Raw genomic sequence first — 14,199 nt, 5'->3', positions numbered from 1 at the left:
TTGCTATTTGTTCAGCAGCTTTGCTGCCTCATCAATGGTGATGTTTGACGCAAATAGCCGTCCGAAGCGTGCTGGTCCAGCTTTGTCTTGCAAAAATAGGTCGTAATGCATTGGGGAGCGGGCGAGAAGCGTGTGCGGCAAGGGAGAAAGAGCTGCGCAGGATTTGGTGCAGCCCGTGATGTGAATCTGTGTAGTGTCGCTGCGTAGCTTACGCGCAAGCTTTTCACTGTCTGCCTGTGTATCTGCGAGAGCAGAGGCACAGCCTTTGGAACCGGAACAGGCCCGAAGACGGGCGGCAGGCGAGGTAGGATCGGTGCAGAAGCCAAGGGCATCTAGCTGGTTGATGATGCTCTTGCCTTCAGCTTCCGCAATATGTGGGATGAGAATGCCTTGCCATGGGGTGAGATGCAGTTCTTCGTTTGCAAGCTTTGTAAGTCCACGCAGTTGCTGCGGTGTCAGGCGACCAAGCAGCGGCATGGCACCGACATAGAAGTTGCCGTCGAGCTGGCGATGTAAGCCAAGATGCGCGTGAGCGATGGGTGCTTTGCGCTGCCAGCTTGCTGATGCATCAAATGCGAATGGAAGTGTTTGCAGAAACTCTGCGACCGGCATCACCTCGAAGAGGTGCTTCATGCGGGCAATGCCTTTTTGGCTCGCGCCAAGGAAATGCTGTAGCAGAGCCTCTATAAAAGGCAGGGCGTGTTCGTTTGAAATTGTGCCAAGCGCCTGTTTGTCAGGCGAGGAAGCCAGTCCAAAAGCATAGGCCTTGCCACCTTCAATTGCTGAAAGCCAGATGTCGCCGGGATGAGAAACCATAGCACAATCTTCGCCACCATCGATCTGGAGCGAGAATTTGGGCGACAGCGCGTGATAAGTTTCGTTGTCCTGCAAAACGGAAAGCAGCTTAGCCGCTAACCCGGTCACATCACTGATTTGGTTGGGGTCAATACCAGCAGTGGGGCTTACCATGACATTGCGAACATCATCAGCCGCCACGTTTTCTGCACCAAGCCCTGCCTCATGAAGCGCGCTAATGACATCCGGCCAGACGTCGGGATGAATGCCGCGAAGCTGGATATTGGAGCGAATCGACAATTCAATCGCGCCCGTTTTAAATCGCTCGGCGATATCTGCGATGGCTTGAGCCTGTGCCGAGCTAAGCCTTCCGAGCCGGAGCTTGATGCGGGCGATTGCGCCATCCTTGCTCATCACCATGCGCGAAAGCCCCGGACAGACACTACGCCGGTCGGGTCTGATAGCAATGGTTTGGCTGTTTTGCTGGCTCAACATATTGGTCTTATACGCCTTCGCGCTTGCACTTGCTACTGCACCGCCATACGAACAAAGAAAAGGAGCAATGCTTATGAGCTGCTGGCTGACGGTTATCGGTATTGGTGAGGACGGGCTGGCGGGTCTTGGAAAGAACGCTCGCGACGTACTCGACCGTGCCGATGTGATTTTCGGCGGCAAGCGGCATCTGGCCTTGCTCAATCCTGACGTTGAAGCCGAGCAGATTTCATGGCCGTCACCGTTCGATAATGCATTTCCAATGATTGAAGCCCAACGCGGCAGGCAAGTTGTGGTGCTGGCTAGCGGTGATCCGATGTTCTTTGGCATGGGTGCATCGCTGAGCCGTCATTTCTCAACACAGGATATGCAGATCATCCCGTTTCCATCGTCATTGTCGGTTGCCGCAAGCCGTATGGCGTGGCCTTTGCAAGAGGTGCGCATAGTCAGCGTGCATGGTCGTCCGTTTGAATTGCTGGCACCACATATCCTGCCGGGCGAGAGGATCCTCATATTGAGTAATGACGGTACGACGCCTGCGAAAGCTGCTGCTCTCCTCAAGGCCAAGGGCTTTGGCCAAAGCCGCCTGACAGTGCTTGAGCATCTTGGCGGTCCAAAGGAAAAATCTATCAGTGGCAGTGCTGATAGCTGGTCACATGAAAACTGTGCCGATCTCAATGTTTTGGCCATTGAATGCATCGCGGCGCCAGATGCGACTGTCTTTTCGCCAGTCAGTGGATTGCCAGACCATGCTTTTGAAAATGACGGGCAGCTGACAAAGCGCGATATACGTGCAGTGACACTGTCAAGGTTGCAGCCGCTGCCGCATGAGCTTTTATGGGATGTAGGTGCTGGTTGTGGCTCGATTGGCATTGAATGGATGCGGGTTCACCCTTCTTGTCGGGCTATCGCAATCGAAGCCGATGAAACGCGGCAAGCGATCATTGAGCGCAACGCGCATGCTCTGGGCGTGCCCGGTCTGCAGCTTATGAAAGGTGAAGCGCCGGATGCACTTGATGGTCTCGAAGCACCGGATGCGATTTTCATTGGTGGTGGTGTTACAGATGCGGGCGTGATCGAAGCTTGCTGGAAAGCCCTAAAGCCCGGCGGGCGCTTGGTTGCCAATGCTGTCACATTGCAAAGCGAAATGCAGCTTTTCAACTGGCAGCAGCGATATGGCGGTGAACTGACCCGGTTGCAGGTTGCGCAAGCAGGGGCGCTTGGTTCCTTTGATGCATGGCGTCAGGCACTGCCCGTCACAATTTATTGCGGCATCAAAGTTAAATGATGACTTGAACCCTCATGTTAAATTCGGGTATGGCTGGCTCACATTCCATGATGAGGAGAACAGGCATGTCCGAATTGAGCCTGAACGCCAGCACACGTTTCACCGTCAACAATCCATCTCGTATTCTTGATCAAGTTCTCGATCATTTTGTCGAACATGCTGATGTAGAGCGGCAGGAAAACAGTGCGCGACTTGTGTTAAGCTTCGGACAGGCTGATGTTCAGTGGGACAAGGACGCAGTATCGGTCGATGTGAAAAGCCGCGACGAAACTGGCCTAGCCTATATGAAATACTCCATCGTTGAACATGTGATGGAATTTCTTGAAAAGGGCAGCCCGAAGCCTCGGATCATCTGGGAAGGTGACGGCGCGGCCGGTCTGCCTCTGCCTTACTTCCGCGAAATGCAGGTAGTTGCCGTCAGCAATGTTACGCCGCACATGCGCCGTGTCCGCCTGAAGGGGAACGAACTTGCGCGCTTTGCCCATACGGGTCTGCATATCCGTCTGTTGTTCCCACCAAAAGATCTCGCTACTCCGCAATGGCCTGTGTCGGGTGAAGACGGTCGCCCCGTCTGGCCGGAAGGCGAAGCCAAGCTCGCGACCCGTGTTTACACGATCCGCCAGATTGATGCTCAAGCTGGCTGGGTTGATATCGACATGGTTGTTCATGGTGACGATTGCGACGCGCCGGGTTCCGGTTGGGCTATAAGCGCCAAGCCGGGCGATATTGTTGGCATGACAGGGCCTGGCGGTGGTGATGCTGCTGCCGATGCGAACTGGTATTTGCTGGCGGGTGATGAAACGGCTCTGCCGGCAATCGGGCGGATTCTGGAGCGTCTTCCAGAAGGTGCCAAAGCTGTCGTACGCATTGAAATCGACAGTGATGCGGAAGAACAGGCCATTCAATCGCGTGCTGACGTTGATCTGCAGTGGCTACACCGCAAAGGCGCTGAAGCTGGAACCACGACGCTTCTGCAGGATGCTGTACGCGCCGTTGAACTCCCAGAGGGCGAAGAGAGCATCTATGTGTGGGCGGGATGTGAATTCAACGCATTCAGGTCCATCCGCACCTATATGCGTAAAGAACGGAATATTCCAAAGGATAAGCAGCTAATCGTTGCCTATTGGCGCCGTGGTTTGGATGGCGACAGTGCACGCCGCGGTGCAGACGACTAAAGTACCAACCGTGCATTGATTTACAGCGTTCCCAACGATTCATTCTTAACTGGAACAGCTGTAAGCCGGTTTTATCCGACGCGCGTTTCACGCTTTTCAGAATGGCTATTGAAAAAGGGGACCTTTTGGTCCCCTTGTTTTTAGCGCCTGAAGCCTTCACTGGCCGTCATCAGGTTCTTTGTATAGTCAGCATTGATATTGCCGCTGACAAGATCACCGGCTTCAAGCTGCTCGACAACTTCACCGTTGCGCATAACGGCCAACCGATCACACATATGCGTAACGACTGCGAGATCATGGCTGACCATAACGAATGTCAGCTTACGGTCGCGCCGCACTTGTTCGAGCAGGTTGAGCACCTCAGCCTGTACGGAGGCATCGAGCGCAGATGTAGGTTCGTCGAGAAGCAAAATACTTGGCTCGATGATGAGTGCGCGTGCAATGGCGATACGCTGACGCTGACCGCCCGATAGCTGGTGCGGATAGCGGAAACGGAAGCCTGAACCCAGGCCCACCTCATCAAGCGCGCGAACGATGCGCTTTTCTGTATCACCTATGCCATGCACTGCAAGCGGTTCAAGCAGCAGGCGATCGACCGTCTGACGTGGATGCAGAGAGCCGTAAGGGTCCTGAAACACCATCTGAACATTGCGGTAGAACGCTTTGTCGCGCGGTGTCTTAAGTGGCTTTCCGTCAATACGGATTTCACCGTCGTCGACAGGTGCAAGCCCGGCTACTGCACGCAGAAGCGTGGATTTACCGGAGCCGGACTCGCCCACCAGTCCATAAGATTCCCCGCGTGCGACATCGATGCTGACCGATTTGAGCGCGTGGAATTCGTCGAAAAATACGTCGATCTTGTCGACGCTGAGAGCTGGTGCGGTGCTCATAGACGCCATGCCTCCTCACGCTGCAAGGTGGGTAGCGGATGGCGATCAGCTCCGAGTTTGGGCATGCAGTTCAGCAATCCTTGCGTATAAGGGTGTTTCGCGTTTGCAAGATCACTTGCTGCAAGTTCCTCAACGATCTTACCAGCATACATGACAATGACGCGGTCGCAGAAGGACGATACGAGACGCAAATCGTGGCTCACGAAGATGAGGCCCATGCCGCGCTCTGCCACGAGCTTGTCGAGAATGCCAAGCACTTCGAGCTGAACTGTCACATCAAGTGCAGAGGTTGGCTCATCTGCGATCAGCATTTCCGGTTCCGCGACCAGCATCATAGCGATCATGACGCGCTGTCCCATGCCGCCCGAAACCTCGTGCGGATAGAGTTTCATCACGCGTTCAGCATCTCTGATTTGTACGGCTTCCAGCATGGCAATTGAACGAGTGCGGATTTCCGAACTCGAAAACTTGCCATGTGCTTTCAACGTTTCCGCGATTTGCTTGCCGATAGTCATGACAGGATTGAGCGAATATTTCGGGTCCTGCAACACCATGGCAACCCGGCCGCCGCGCAAGGCGCGACGTTCACGAGGTGACGCATTGAGAAGATCGATGCCGTCAAATTCAAGCTTCTTGGCGGTGATCTTCGCGTGTGGTGGGGTAAGCCCCATGATCGCGCGTCCGGTCTGCGATTTGCCGGACCCGGATTCACCAACGATCCCGAGACGCTCGCGACCAAGCGTAAAGCTTACGCCACGTACTGCTTCAATCGCGCCTGTGCGGGTAGGGAAGGTGACGCGGAGGTCTTCAACTGTCAGAAGTGGCTTCATTGGTTGTTACCCCGCGGATCGAGTGCATCACGCAGGCCATCGCCAAGGAAGTTGAAGCCAAGGCTGACGACGAGAATCGCAATACCCGGCATTGCTGCCACCCACCACTGGTCGAGAATGAAGCGACGGCCAGACGCAATCATTGCGCCCCATTCAGGCAATGGTGGCTGTGCACCTAGGCCAAGGAAGCCAAGGCCCGCTGCCGTCAGAATGATGCCAGCCATATCAAGCGTTACTCGTACAATCAGCGAAGATGTGCAGAGCGGCATCACATGGCGCAGAATGATGCGGAAAGGTGACGCGCCCATCAGACGCACGGCGGAAATATAATCCGAGTTGCGAATGGTCAGGGTTTCAGCGCGTGCAATACGCGCGTAGGGCGGCCATGAGGTGATAGCGATTGCGATGATGGCGTTTTCAATGCCCGGTCCCAAAGCTGCGACAAAGGCGAGTGCCAGAATGAGCTTCGGGAAAGCAAGGAAAATATCGGTGATGCGCATGAGAACAGCATCGACCCAGCCACCGGCGTAACCTGCAACTGTACCAACGAGAAGGCCGATAGGTGCAGCAATGACGGCAACCAGCAAGACGACGTAAAGTGTCAGGCGTGAGCCATAGATCAGACGCGAGAGAATATCGCGCCCCTGATCATCGGTGCCGAGCAGATAGCCTGGTGTGCCCGGAGGTAGCAGACGGGCATTGGCCAAGTCGCCAGTATAAGGCGAATGCGGGGCCAATACATTGGCAAAGGCTGCAACGAGCAGCAATGCAATGATGATGAGCAGGCCGAGAACGGCCAGCTTATTGGCCGTAAAGCGGCGCCAGACCATGTAAGAACGGCCGAGGCGTGCCTGCATACGCGATTGCGGGCGCTCGGAGAGCAGCCAGTCGCGCCACGAAAGATTGGATGTTTCTGTCATTTGGCTCATCGTGCGCGCGTCCTTGGATCGAGAAGCCGATACAGCAGATCGGATACGAGGTTGAGCGCGATAAAGACCGACCCAATGATAATTGTACCACCGAGGACGGCATTCATGTCAGCATTTTGAAGCGAGTTGGTGATGTAAAGACCAAGACCTGGCCACGAGAAGATCGTTTCGGTCAAAACTGAACCTTCAAGCAAACCTGCATAGGAAAGCGCAATCACCGTCACGAGTGGCACAGCGGCATTGCGAAGAGCATGGCCCCATATGATGCGGGTTTCCGAAATACCTTTCGCGCGCGCTGCAACGATATATTCCTGTTCAAGCTCGTTGAGCATGAAAGAACGCGTCATGCGGCTGATATAGGCCAAGCTGAAATAGCCTAGCAGAGCCGACGGCAGAATGAGATGCGAAACGATGTTGCGAAGTGCTTCCCAATCGCGCTGGATGATGGCGTCGACAAGGTAAAAGCCAGTGATCGGTGTGAAGGTGTATTCGAACGTGATATCGATGCGTCCGGGGCCAGACGTCCATCCGAGACGCGCATAGAAGATCAGAAGTGCGAGCATACCGAGCCAGAAGATTGGCACAGAATAGCCGACAAGGCCGATCACGCGTACGATCTGGTCAATGATGCTGCCGCGCTTGACGGCTGCTAGAACACCGAGCGGAATTCCGAGCAGGGCGCCGATGATCGTTCCAATGGTTGCGAGTTCCATCGTTGCGGGGAATACGCGGCGAATATCAGTCATGACCGGATTTGTGGTCAGTACCGATGTGCCGAAATCGCCTTGCAGGACACCTTTCACATAAAGGTAGAACTGCTGGTAATAGGGGAGGTTGAAGCCCATCTCCTGACGCACGCGCTCGACCACATGTGCGGGTGCGCGGTCGCCGACAATGGCGAGAACCGGATCAATCGGCACAACGCGGCCGATGAAAAACGTGACGGCCAAAAGGCCGAGATAAGTGGTTATAACGATGACCAGAAAGCTGGCAATCGCTTTAGCGATGGAAGAGGAGCGCCGTCGGGCGCCCCTCTTTTTCGTTACAGTTGTTGTCGTGCTCAATTGTCTGACCGTTCTTCAGATCAGTCTTTGCTGATCGGTGCGAGGAAGTTCGAGTCGAATGTCGGGCCGAGCTTGTAGCCCTTCACACCGCCACGAACGCCGGCAACTTCGGTCTGCTGGAACAGCATCACGAATGGGCTCTGATCAAGAGCTTCCTGCTGAAGCTTCTGATAGATTGCGGCGCGCTTGTCGTTGTCGCGTTCCAGAAGTGCAGCCTTGGTTTCCTCGGTCAGTGCAGGAATGTCCCATGCATTACGCCATGCGAGCGTCTTGTTGGAAGCATCGTCGCCATTGTCCGGGTTGGACGTGAAGGCTTCAGCATTGGAGTTTGGATCCCAATAGTCCATGCCCCACTGGCCGATGTAAAGATCGTGGTTACGCGCGCGATACTTGGTAAGCGTCTGCTTACCGTCGCCCGGAATGATCTCGATCTTGACGCCAGCCTTGGCGGCGGACTGCTGGAAGGATTCGGCAATGCCGGTCACAGGCTGTGTGTTGCGAACGTCGAAGGTGATCGAAAGACCGTCCTTGAGACCAGCTTTTTCGAGCAGTTCCTTCGCCTTTTCAACGTCGAGCTTGTAGGGGGCAGCGTCAAGAGCGCCGAGAACACCCTTTGCCTGATAGGTCTGGCGAACTTCGCCGATGCCCTTGATGAGAGTAGCGCCGATTGCATCGTAATCAACCAGATATTTGAAGGCTTCGCGAACTTCTGGCTTAGCCAGGTTCGGATTTTTCTGGTTGAGCGAGATATAATAAACGGTACCCTTTGGAGCACTGGCGACGGCCAGATCCTTGTTTTTCTGAACTGCTTCCAGATCGCCCGGCTCAAGATTGCGCGCGACATCGACGTCACCCGATTCAAGCATCAGACGCTGCGTGGCGCTTTCCTTGACGTGACGATAGAAGACGCGGGCGAGCTTCGGCTTTTCGCCATAGTAATTGTCGTTGCGTTCCAGAACGACAACTTCATTGGCGCGCCAGTCACGGATCTTGAATGGACCCGAACCTGCATAGCCGGTCTTGAGCCATGCTGCGGCATAGTCGGTTTCGTACTTATAATCGTCAGTCGGAGTGACCTTTACAGAATGCTCTTCAAGCAGCTTCTGATCTACAACCGCGCCTATGGTAGCGGTGAGGCAGTTCAGTACGAAGCTTGGAGCATAAGCCTTGTCGACCTTCAGAACGAAGGTGGCGTCGTCAACCGCCTTGGCATTTTCCGTGACGTTTTCACCATTGAGACCGAACTGGGTCAGAATGAACGCCGGGCTCTTGTCGAGACGAACAGCGCGTTCGAACGAATAAGCCACGTCCTTTGCGGTCAGCGGGTTGCCGGAAGCGAACTTGATGCCCGGCTTCATCTTGAACGTGTAGGTGAGGCCGTCATCCGAGATGGTCCAGCTTTCTGCCACGCCCGGCACAACTTTCGATGTGTCGTTGATGTCGAGACGAACCAGCATGTCATAGGCGTTGCCGATGAATTCTGCAGGCGAAAGCTCGAAGGATTCAGCCGGATCGAGCGTGATGGTGTCATCGATAGCCCAAGCCTGAACAAGTGTATCGGCCGGCGTTGCCGACAATGCCGGATTTGCAGCCATAACTGCAGCAAGAGCTGCACCGGCTGCAAGAATACGAAAACGTCCGAAATGCATCATTTTAGTTCCCTTTCTGTCATTTTGTTTTGGGATTTTGTTATCGAGCGATCAGGCTGCTTCGTGCCAAGCCTGTTTAAGCACTCTTATCCAGTTGTCGCGGCAAAGCTTTGCGAGTTCATCTTCACTATAACCTGCTTCCCGCAGCGCCGTGACGAGATTTTGCGTACCTGCTGCATCACCGATTTCGTTTGGAATGGTTGCGCCGTCGTAGTCAGAACCGAGCGCTACGCAATCGATGCCCATGCGCTTAACCATGTAATCTACGTGGCGTACCATATCTGAAAGCGGTGTATTTGCATTCTCGATGCCATCGCTGCGCAGCATGGTGGTTGCGTAGTTGAGACCGGCAAGGCCTTTACTGTCACGGATCGCATCAAGCTGACGATCTGTCAGATTGCGTGCGACAGGGGTGAGAGTATGTGCATTGGAATGGCTGGCAATAAGCGGCTGATCGCTCAGCTTTGCCACATCCCAAAATCCTTTTTCGGTGATGTGCGCGAGGTCGATGAGGATGCCTTTCCGATTGCATTCCTTGACCAGACGTTCACCGGCTTCTGTCAGGCCTGGACCTGTGTCAGGGCTCATAGGGAATGCAAAGGGTACGCCATGCGCGAAAATATTGTTTCGGCTCCAGACCGGGCCGAGCGAGCGCAGTCCTGCGGCGTAAAAGACGTCTAGTGCTGCCAGATCGGCGTCAATGGCTTCGCAGCCTTCCATATGAAGAACTGCCGCGAATGTGTCGCTCGTCAGTGCCTCGTCTAATTCTTTGCCGTTGCGGCAAAGTTTCCAGCCACCAGCTTCTTCGAGGCGGAGTGCCAGCGAAGCAAATTCAAGAGCGATGTCAAGCGATGGGGCGCGTTCCAGTGGAGGCGAAAGCGGCGTTTCGTAATGTCCGTTCTGATCTGGCTTACCCAGTTTGATATGGTGGCCAGATGGGATGTAGATGGCGCAGATACCGCCAGCCAGACCGCCCTTCAGTGAGCGGGGGCGATCTATGTGGCCAATCGACGTGCCGTCGATGAATTCCTTGATTGGGTCGCCACCATTGCGCTGGTTTTCCCAAAGACGCAGAAGGACATCATTATGTCCGTCAAAAACGCGCTGCATTTTCCATTCCTAGCTGAACGGCGAAGATATGTCTCGCCACCCAATTGAAAGCCGGTTCCCAATAGGGATTCAACGCTACCGGAATTCACTTGAGAATTACTGGTGATGAGCGCCCCACTCGAACCGTTGATATATAAGAAGTTGGGAGCTAGCGAAGTCAAGTGGCATGAGGGGTTGCACGATAACCGCTGCAACCTTTCCAGCCTGAGAAATTGTGCAAAAGAAAAGGCTGCGCCGGTAAGCGCAGCCTTTTGTGCAAAAGCAGAATGAGCTTATGCGAAATTGGACTGAAGTGTCCTTCGTCAAGAATCAGAAGCGGTAGTTTACACCGGCCTTGATCGAATGATTCTTCAAGTTGTTCGTCTGGCTAACGCCATTTACCTTCGACTTCACATCGTTGAAGCGCTGGAAGTCATATTCAGCCTTGATGGAAATTGGACCGGAAAGTGCCTGTTCAACGCCTGCGCCGATCAGTGCTCCGCCTTCCCAGCCTGGAGCGGACGTGGTTGCATCCTTGGCCTTGAATTTCGTTACGCCATAGCCAGCAGTGCCGTAAACCAATGTTTTGTCGAAAGCATAGCCGACTTTGCCCTTGGCATTTGCATTCCAAGACTGTTGGAGGCTGCCGCCATTGCCGATACGATGTTCAGCTTCTGCGAAGTTACCCTCGAGCTCACCACCGAAAACAACGTTACCGCTCTGCATATTTTTGCCGACAACCGCGCCACCAAGGAAGCCAGTACGGTTCGTGAATGGGCCAGGAACGCGGGACGACGAAGCGCCGATCTGTGCGCCGACGTAGTTGCCCGACCAGTCATGAGGACCGGATGCAATCGGCTCGTTGTATGTGTAATCCGCGCCGCCCATCATGTCGGCAGCAAAGGACGGGCCAGCAAAGGCAACGATTGCGGCACCGAACGCCGCGGCGATGTAAAAACGCTTCAACATTTTTTACTCCAGTTTTCCCGTCGAAAACGCTGACGAGAAATATACTTTAACTCTTATGACAGGGGCGGATTTGAAGCCCCTTGAACTATTCGCTTCGTCGCTTGTGATTGTGTCTAAATTTAAGAAAATTCGAGCTAATTTGTAGAGGTAAGCCCGCGTTTCCGTTCCTATGCTTAATGAATGGTAACCATTCACAGGTCCGAGAATAGAGCATTTCCAGTTTTGATTGAGTTATTGGAAATGTACTGTTCATTTGTTTCTACGCGCATCTTTTTCCGAAAGCCGCTTCGCATTTTTAGGGATGCGCTCTAAATCAGTTTCAGGCCTCGCATACTAATATGGCCGTGCTTGCCGATAATGATGTGGTCGTGGACCGAGATACTCAAAGCTTTGGCCGCATCGATCAGAAGTTTCGTCATGTCGATGTCAGCCCGAGATGGTGTCGGATCGCCAGACGGATGATTGTGAACGACGATTATCGCGGTTGCAGAAAGCTCCAGTGCTCGTCGTACGACCTCGCGCGGATAGACTGGCGTGTGATCGACCGTTCCCTGTTGCTGCACTTCGTCTGCGATGAGGCGATTTTTCTTGTCGAGGAAAAGCACGCGGAACTGCTCTCGCGTTTCATAGGCCATTGCGGTCGTGCAGTATGCGATTACTTGGCTCCATGAGCCTAGCACTTCGCGCTCCATCACCATGCTACGTGCGGAACGTTTGGCTATTGCCTCAACTATTTTGAGTTCAAGCGCTATGGAAGGGCCAACGCCCGGCGTTTCGGCAATAAGTTTTTCGGGTGCACCAAGAACTTCGGCGAGAGAGCCAAAACGGGTAAGCAAAGACTTTGCGATCGGTTTGGTGTCGGCCCGCGGAATAACGCGGAACAGAAGAAGTTCGAGCAATTCATAGTCCGCGAGCGCATCTGATGCCGCCTTGAAGCGCTGGCGAAGCCTGTCACGGTGGCCCAAATGGTGCGGCTTTTCGAGCCGCAGACCGATCTGAATGCCTTCATTGAATCCGGGGAGGTCTAAACTCCCCGTTTTTTTATCTTTCGGTGCCATTCTGTTTAAACCCCCGCAGAAACAGACAGACAATATTGAATTACGCTTACCGCATGGATGGCGGGCCAAAAACATTCTTTGGTGACAGTGTGAATATTTCACAGCCATCTTTAGTAACGCCGACAGTGTGTTCGTATTGTGCCGTCAGCGAACGGTCGCGTGTAACTGCCGTCCAACCATCCGACAGCACTTTCACGCCCGGCTTGCCCAGATTGATCATTGGCTCGATCGTGAAGATCATGCCTTCCTTGATTTCGACGCCTTCGTTTACAGTGCCATAATGCAGAATGTTCGGTGCATCATGGAAAAGCTGACCAACGCCGTGGCCGCAAAAATCGCGCACTACAGAGCAGCGCTCTCCTTCAGCATAGGTTTGTATAGCTTCGCCAATTGCACCGGTTTTTGCACCGGGTTTTACCGCAGCAATGCCGCGCAGCAGGCTCTCATAGGTAACTTCCAGCAGACGCTCCGCCGCACGCTTGATTTCACCTACCGCATACATGCGGCTGGAATCGCCGTGCCAGCCATCGAGCAGATAGGTGACGTCGATATTGACGATGTCGCCTTCACGTAGAGGCTTATCGTCCGGAATACCGTGGCAAACAACGTGATTGATTGAGGTACAGGTCGATTTTGTATAACCGCGATAATTAAGTGTCGCAGGGAAGGCGCCGTTATCCATGCCGAACTCGAACACAAAGCGGTCGATTTCATTGGTCGTGACGCCCGGCTTTACAATGTCATTCAATGCATCAAGGCAACGAGCGGTGAGGTTACAGACCTTGCGCATACCTTCAAAGGCATCAGGGCCATAGAGCCTGATCTGCCCAGTATATTTCATCGGCGCGCTCGTCGCTTCGATATAAGTCACCATTTCGATCCGTCTTTCTCAAGCGCTTTTAAATCCGTTTTCATCAGACCGGCGCTCTAATCATTTACTCTTACGCATGCGCTGCCCGAAAACCGTTTTAAACATTTCGGGATGCGCTCAGTATTCTATGGGCACCAAAGTTTCAGCAGTGATGCCATTTTCTGTTATTTGGCATCGAATGGCCCAAGCCTCAACCCCGGCCGCTCGTGCGCGTTCAAATGCGCGGGCATAAGCCGGATCAAGATCGCCTGAGATGCTGAATCTGTTGCAATCGCTTCGCTGGATAATAAACACCATCACGCCCCGATATCCAGCGGATACGACATCAACAAGTTCATCAAGATGTTTTGCACCGCGCGCGGTGACAGTATCGGGAAATTCGGCAAGGGAAGATGTGCGGATGAAGTGGACATTTTTCACTTCGACATAGGCGCGGGGTTGCTCACCTTCATCAAGTAGAATGTCGATCCGCGAGTTCTTGCCATATTTCTGTTCGCGTTTGAGAAGCCCGTAGTTTTTAAGATCGGGAATCATGCCGGAAAGAATGGCTTCTTCCGCAATCTTGTTTGGAAGTCCCGTATTGACGCCGACCAGTGTGTTGTCTGCTTCAACGATCTGCAACGTATGTGGATATTTGCGGTGAGGGGCGTCTGAGACGCTCAACCAGACGCGGGAGCCGGGAGCGGTCAATCCGAGCATGGAGCCAGTGTTGGGAACCGATGCGGTGATGAAGCGCCCATCGTCGAGCGTGACGTCGGCGAGAAACCTTTTATAGCGCCGCTCTAAGCGACCGGTGACAAGGGGAGTTTGGAAAAGCATGAGCCCGTGTAGGCTCATGATTGCTTTGTTGCAAGTATGTGCGGAGGAGGATCAGAACAGTACCTTGGCGACGTCCGCCCAGCTCATATCTGCGCCGAGTACCAGCATTGCTGCAATAAGGCCTGCACTGAGCAGTGTCAGTGTTGTTCTTGTTTCACTGGTCATCTTCACCACCACCAAATCATCTCTGTGTTGGTGAGAATTTTGTGTGAGATTTAGCCCGCAATGTGATGTGAAGATGGCTATTCGGGGCAATTTGCGGGCAATTTATCGGAGGGCTG

General features: G+C 53.8%; 13 protein-coding genes. 2 read left to right on the top strand and 11 right to left on the bottom strand.

Annotated elements, in window-relative coordinates:
• Positions 1-3: 3 nt before the first annotated feature.
• Positions 4-1,290, bottom strand: a complete 1,287-nt coding sequence (gene cobG, locus ABWV94_RS10490; RefSeq protein WP_113498089.1) for a precorrin-3B synthase — start codon at positions 1,288-1,290, stop codon at positions 4-6.
• A 73-nt stretch (positions 1,291-1,363) separates the two neighbouring features.
• Between cobG and cbiE the strand changes: the two genes are divergently transcribed.
• Together cbiE and ABWV94_RS10480 are read left to right on the top strand one after the other, a co-directional pair.
• On the top strand, positions 1,364-2,575 hold the full coding sequence (gene cbiE, locus ABWV94_RS10485) for a precorrin-6y C5,15-methyltransferase (decarboxylating) subunit CbiE (RefSeq protein WP_113498091.1): 1,212 nt from the start codon (positions 1,364-1,366) through the stop codon (positions 2,573-2,575).
• Positions 2,576-2,640: 65 nt separating this feature from the next.
• Positions 2,641-3,750, top strand: coding sequence for a siderophore-interacting protein (locus ABWV94_RS10480; protein WP_079212007.1), 1,110 nt, complete (start codon positions 2,641-2,643; stop codon positions 3,748-3,750).
• A gap of 140 nt (positions 3,751-3,890) precedes the next feature.
• On the opposite strand, the gene ABWV94_RS10475 is transcribed toward ABWV94_RS10480, so the two are convergent.
• The 10 genes from ABWV94_RS10475 to sfsA all read right to left on the bottom strand — a co-directional run bounded on the left by ABWV94_RS10475 (position 3,891) and on the right by sfsA (position 13,918).
• Entirely contained in the window at positions 3,891-4,640 is a 750-nt protein-coding gene (locus ABWV94_RS10475) for an ABC transporter ATP-binding protein (protein WP_113498093.1), read from the bottom strand.
• Positions 4,637-5,470 carry an ABC transporter ATP-binding protein gene (locus ABWV94_RS10470; RefSeq protein WP_007875530.1) on the bottom strand — a complete coding sequence of 278 codons (834 nt, stop codon included), beginning with the start codon at positions 5,468-5,470 and terminating at the stop codon, positions 4,637-4,639. The genes ABWV94_RS10475 and ABWV94_RS10470 overlap by 4 nt, the downstream gene beginning before the upstream one ends.
• The gene (locus ABWV94_RS10465) at positions 5,467-6,399 is read right to left on the bottom strand and encodes an ABC transporter permease (protein ID WP_007875527.1); all 933 of its coding nucleotides are present in this window, start codon (positions 6,397-6,399) and stop codon (positions 5,467-5,469) included. Before ABWV94_RS10465 ends, ABWV94_RS10470 begins: the two co-directional genes overlap by 4 nt.
• Positions 6,396-7,463 (bottom strand): ABC transporter permease, encoded by a 1,068-nt coding sequence (locus ABWV94_RS10460; protein WP_007875525.1) that lies wholly within the window; start codon positions 7,461-7,463, stop codon positions 6,396-6,398. Before ABWV94_RS10460 ends, ABWV94_RS10465 begins: the two co-directional genes overlap by 4 nt.
• 20 nt (positions 7,464-7,483) lie before the next feature.
• Entirely contained in the window at positions 7,484-9,115 is a 1,632-nt protein-coding gene (locus ABWV94_RS10455; protein ID WP_113498095.1) for an ABC transporter substrate-binding protein, read from the bottom strand.
• A 48-nt stretch (positions 9,116-9,163) separates the two neighbouring features.
• The gene (locus ABWV94_RS10450; protein WP_112812453.1) at positions 9,164-10,222 is read right to left on the bottom strand and encodes a dipeptidase; all 1,059 of its coding nucleotides are present in this window, start codon (positions 10,220-10,222) and stop codon (positions 9,164-9,166) included.
• Positions 10,223-10,531: 309 nt separating this feature from the next.
• Complete coding sequence (locus tag ABWV94_RS10445; RefSeq protein WP_113498098.1) at positions 10,532-11,170, bottom strand: outer membrane protein; 639 nt, start codon at positions 11,168-11,170, stop codon at positions 10,532-10,534.
• A 308-nt stretch (positions 11,171-11,478) separates the two neighbouring features.
• Positions 11,479-12,228: a RadC family protein gene (gene radC / locus ABWV94_RS10440; RefSeq protein WP_079212003.1), complete on the bottom strand. Its 750-nt coding sequence runs from the start codon at positions 12,226-12,228 to the stop codon at positions 11,479-11,481.
• Between the two features lie 46 nt (positions 12,229-12,274).
• A complete protein-coding gene (map, locus tag ABWV94_RS10435) occupies positions 12,275-13,102 on the bottom strand; it encodes a type I methionyl aminopeptidase (RefSeq protein ID WP_064320740.1) in 828 nt (275 codons plus the stop codon).
• A gap of 114 nt (positions 13,103-13,216) precedes the next feature.
• Positions 13,217-13,918, bottom strand: coding sequence for a DNA/RNA nuclease SfsA (gene sfsA, locus ABWV94_RS10430; protein WP_079212002.1), 702 nt, complete (start codon positions 13,916-13,918; stop codon positions 13,217-13,219).
• Between the last annotated feature and the right edge of the window lie 281 nt (positions 13,919-14,199).

This window comes from Brucella sp. NBRC 12953 (genome assembly GCF_040369775.1).
GTDB classification, from domain to species: Bacteria; Pseudomonadota; Alphaproteobacteria; order Rhizobiales; family Rhizobiaceae; genus Brucella; species Brucella pseudogrignonensis.
Note: the sequence above shows the minus strand (reverse complement) of the source record. Positions and strands in the feature narration are given on the sequence as shown.

Coding starts and splice junctions, on each gene's coding strand:
- cobG (WP_113498089.1), bottom strand. CDS start 1,290: ATGTTGAGCCAGCAAAACAGCCAAACCATTGCTATCAGACCCGACCGG.
- cbiE (WP_113498091.1), top strand. CDS start 1,364: ATGAGCTGCTGGCTGACGGTTATCGGTATTGGTGAGGACGGGCTGGCG.
- ABWV94_RS10480 (WP_079212007.1), top strand. CDS start 2,641: ATGTCCGAATTGAGCCTGAACGCCAGCACACGTTTCACCGTCAACAAT.
- ABWV94_RS10475 (WP_113498093.1), bottom strand. CDS start 4,640: ATGAGCACCGCACCAGCTCTCAGCGTCGACAAGATCGACGTATTTTTC.
- ABWV94_RS10470 (WP_007875530.1), bottom strand. CDS start 5,470: ATGAAGCCACTTCTGACAGTTGAAGACCTCCGCGTCACCTTCCCTACC.
- ABWV94_RS10465 (WP_007875527.1), bottom strand. CDS start 6,399: ATGAGCCAAATGACAGAAACATCCAATCTTTCGTGGCGCGACTGGCTG.
- ABWV94_RS10455 (WP_113498095.1), bottom strand. CDS start 9,115: ATGATGCATTTCGGACGTTTTCGTATTCTTGCAGCCGGTGCAGCTCTT.
- ABWV94_RS10450 (WP_112812453.1), bottom strand. CDS start 10,222: ATGCAGCGCGTTTTTGACGGACATAATGATGTCCTTCTGCGTCTTTGG.
- ABWV94_RS10445 (WP_113498098.1), bottom strand. CDS start 11,170: ATGTTGAAGCGTTTTTACATCGCCGCGGCGTTCGGTGCCGCAATCGTT.
- radC (WP_079212003.1), bottom strand. CDS start 12,228: ATGGCACCGAAAGATAAAAAAACGGGGAGTTTAGACCTCCCCGGATTC.
- map (WP_064320740.1), bottom strand. CDS start 13,102: ATGGTGACTTATATCGAAGCGACGAGCGCGCCGATGAAATATACTGGG.
- sfsA (WP_079212002.1), bottom strand. CDS start 13,918: ATGCTTTTCCAAACTCCCCTTGTCACCGGTCGCTTAGAGCGGCGCTAT.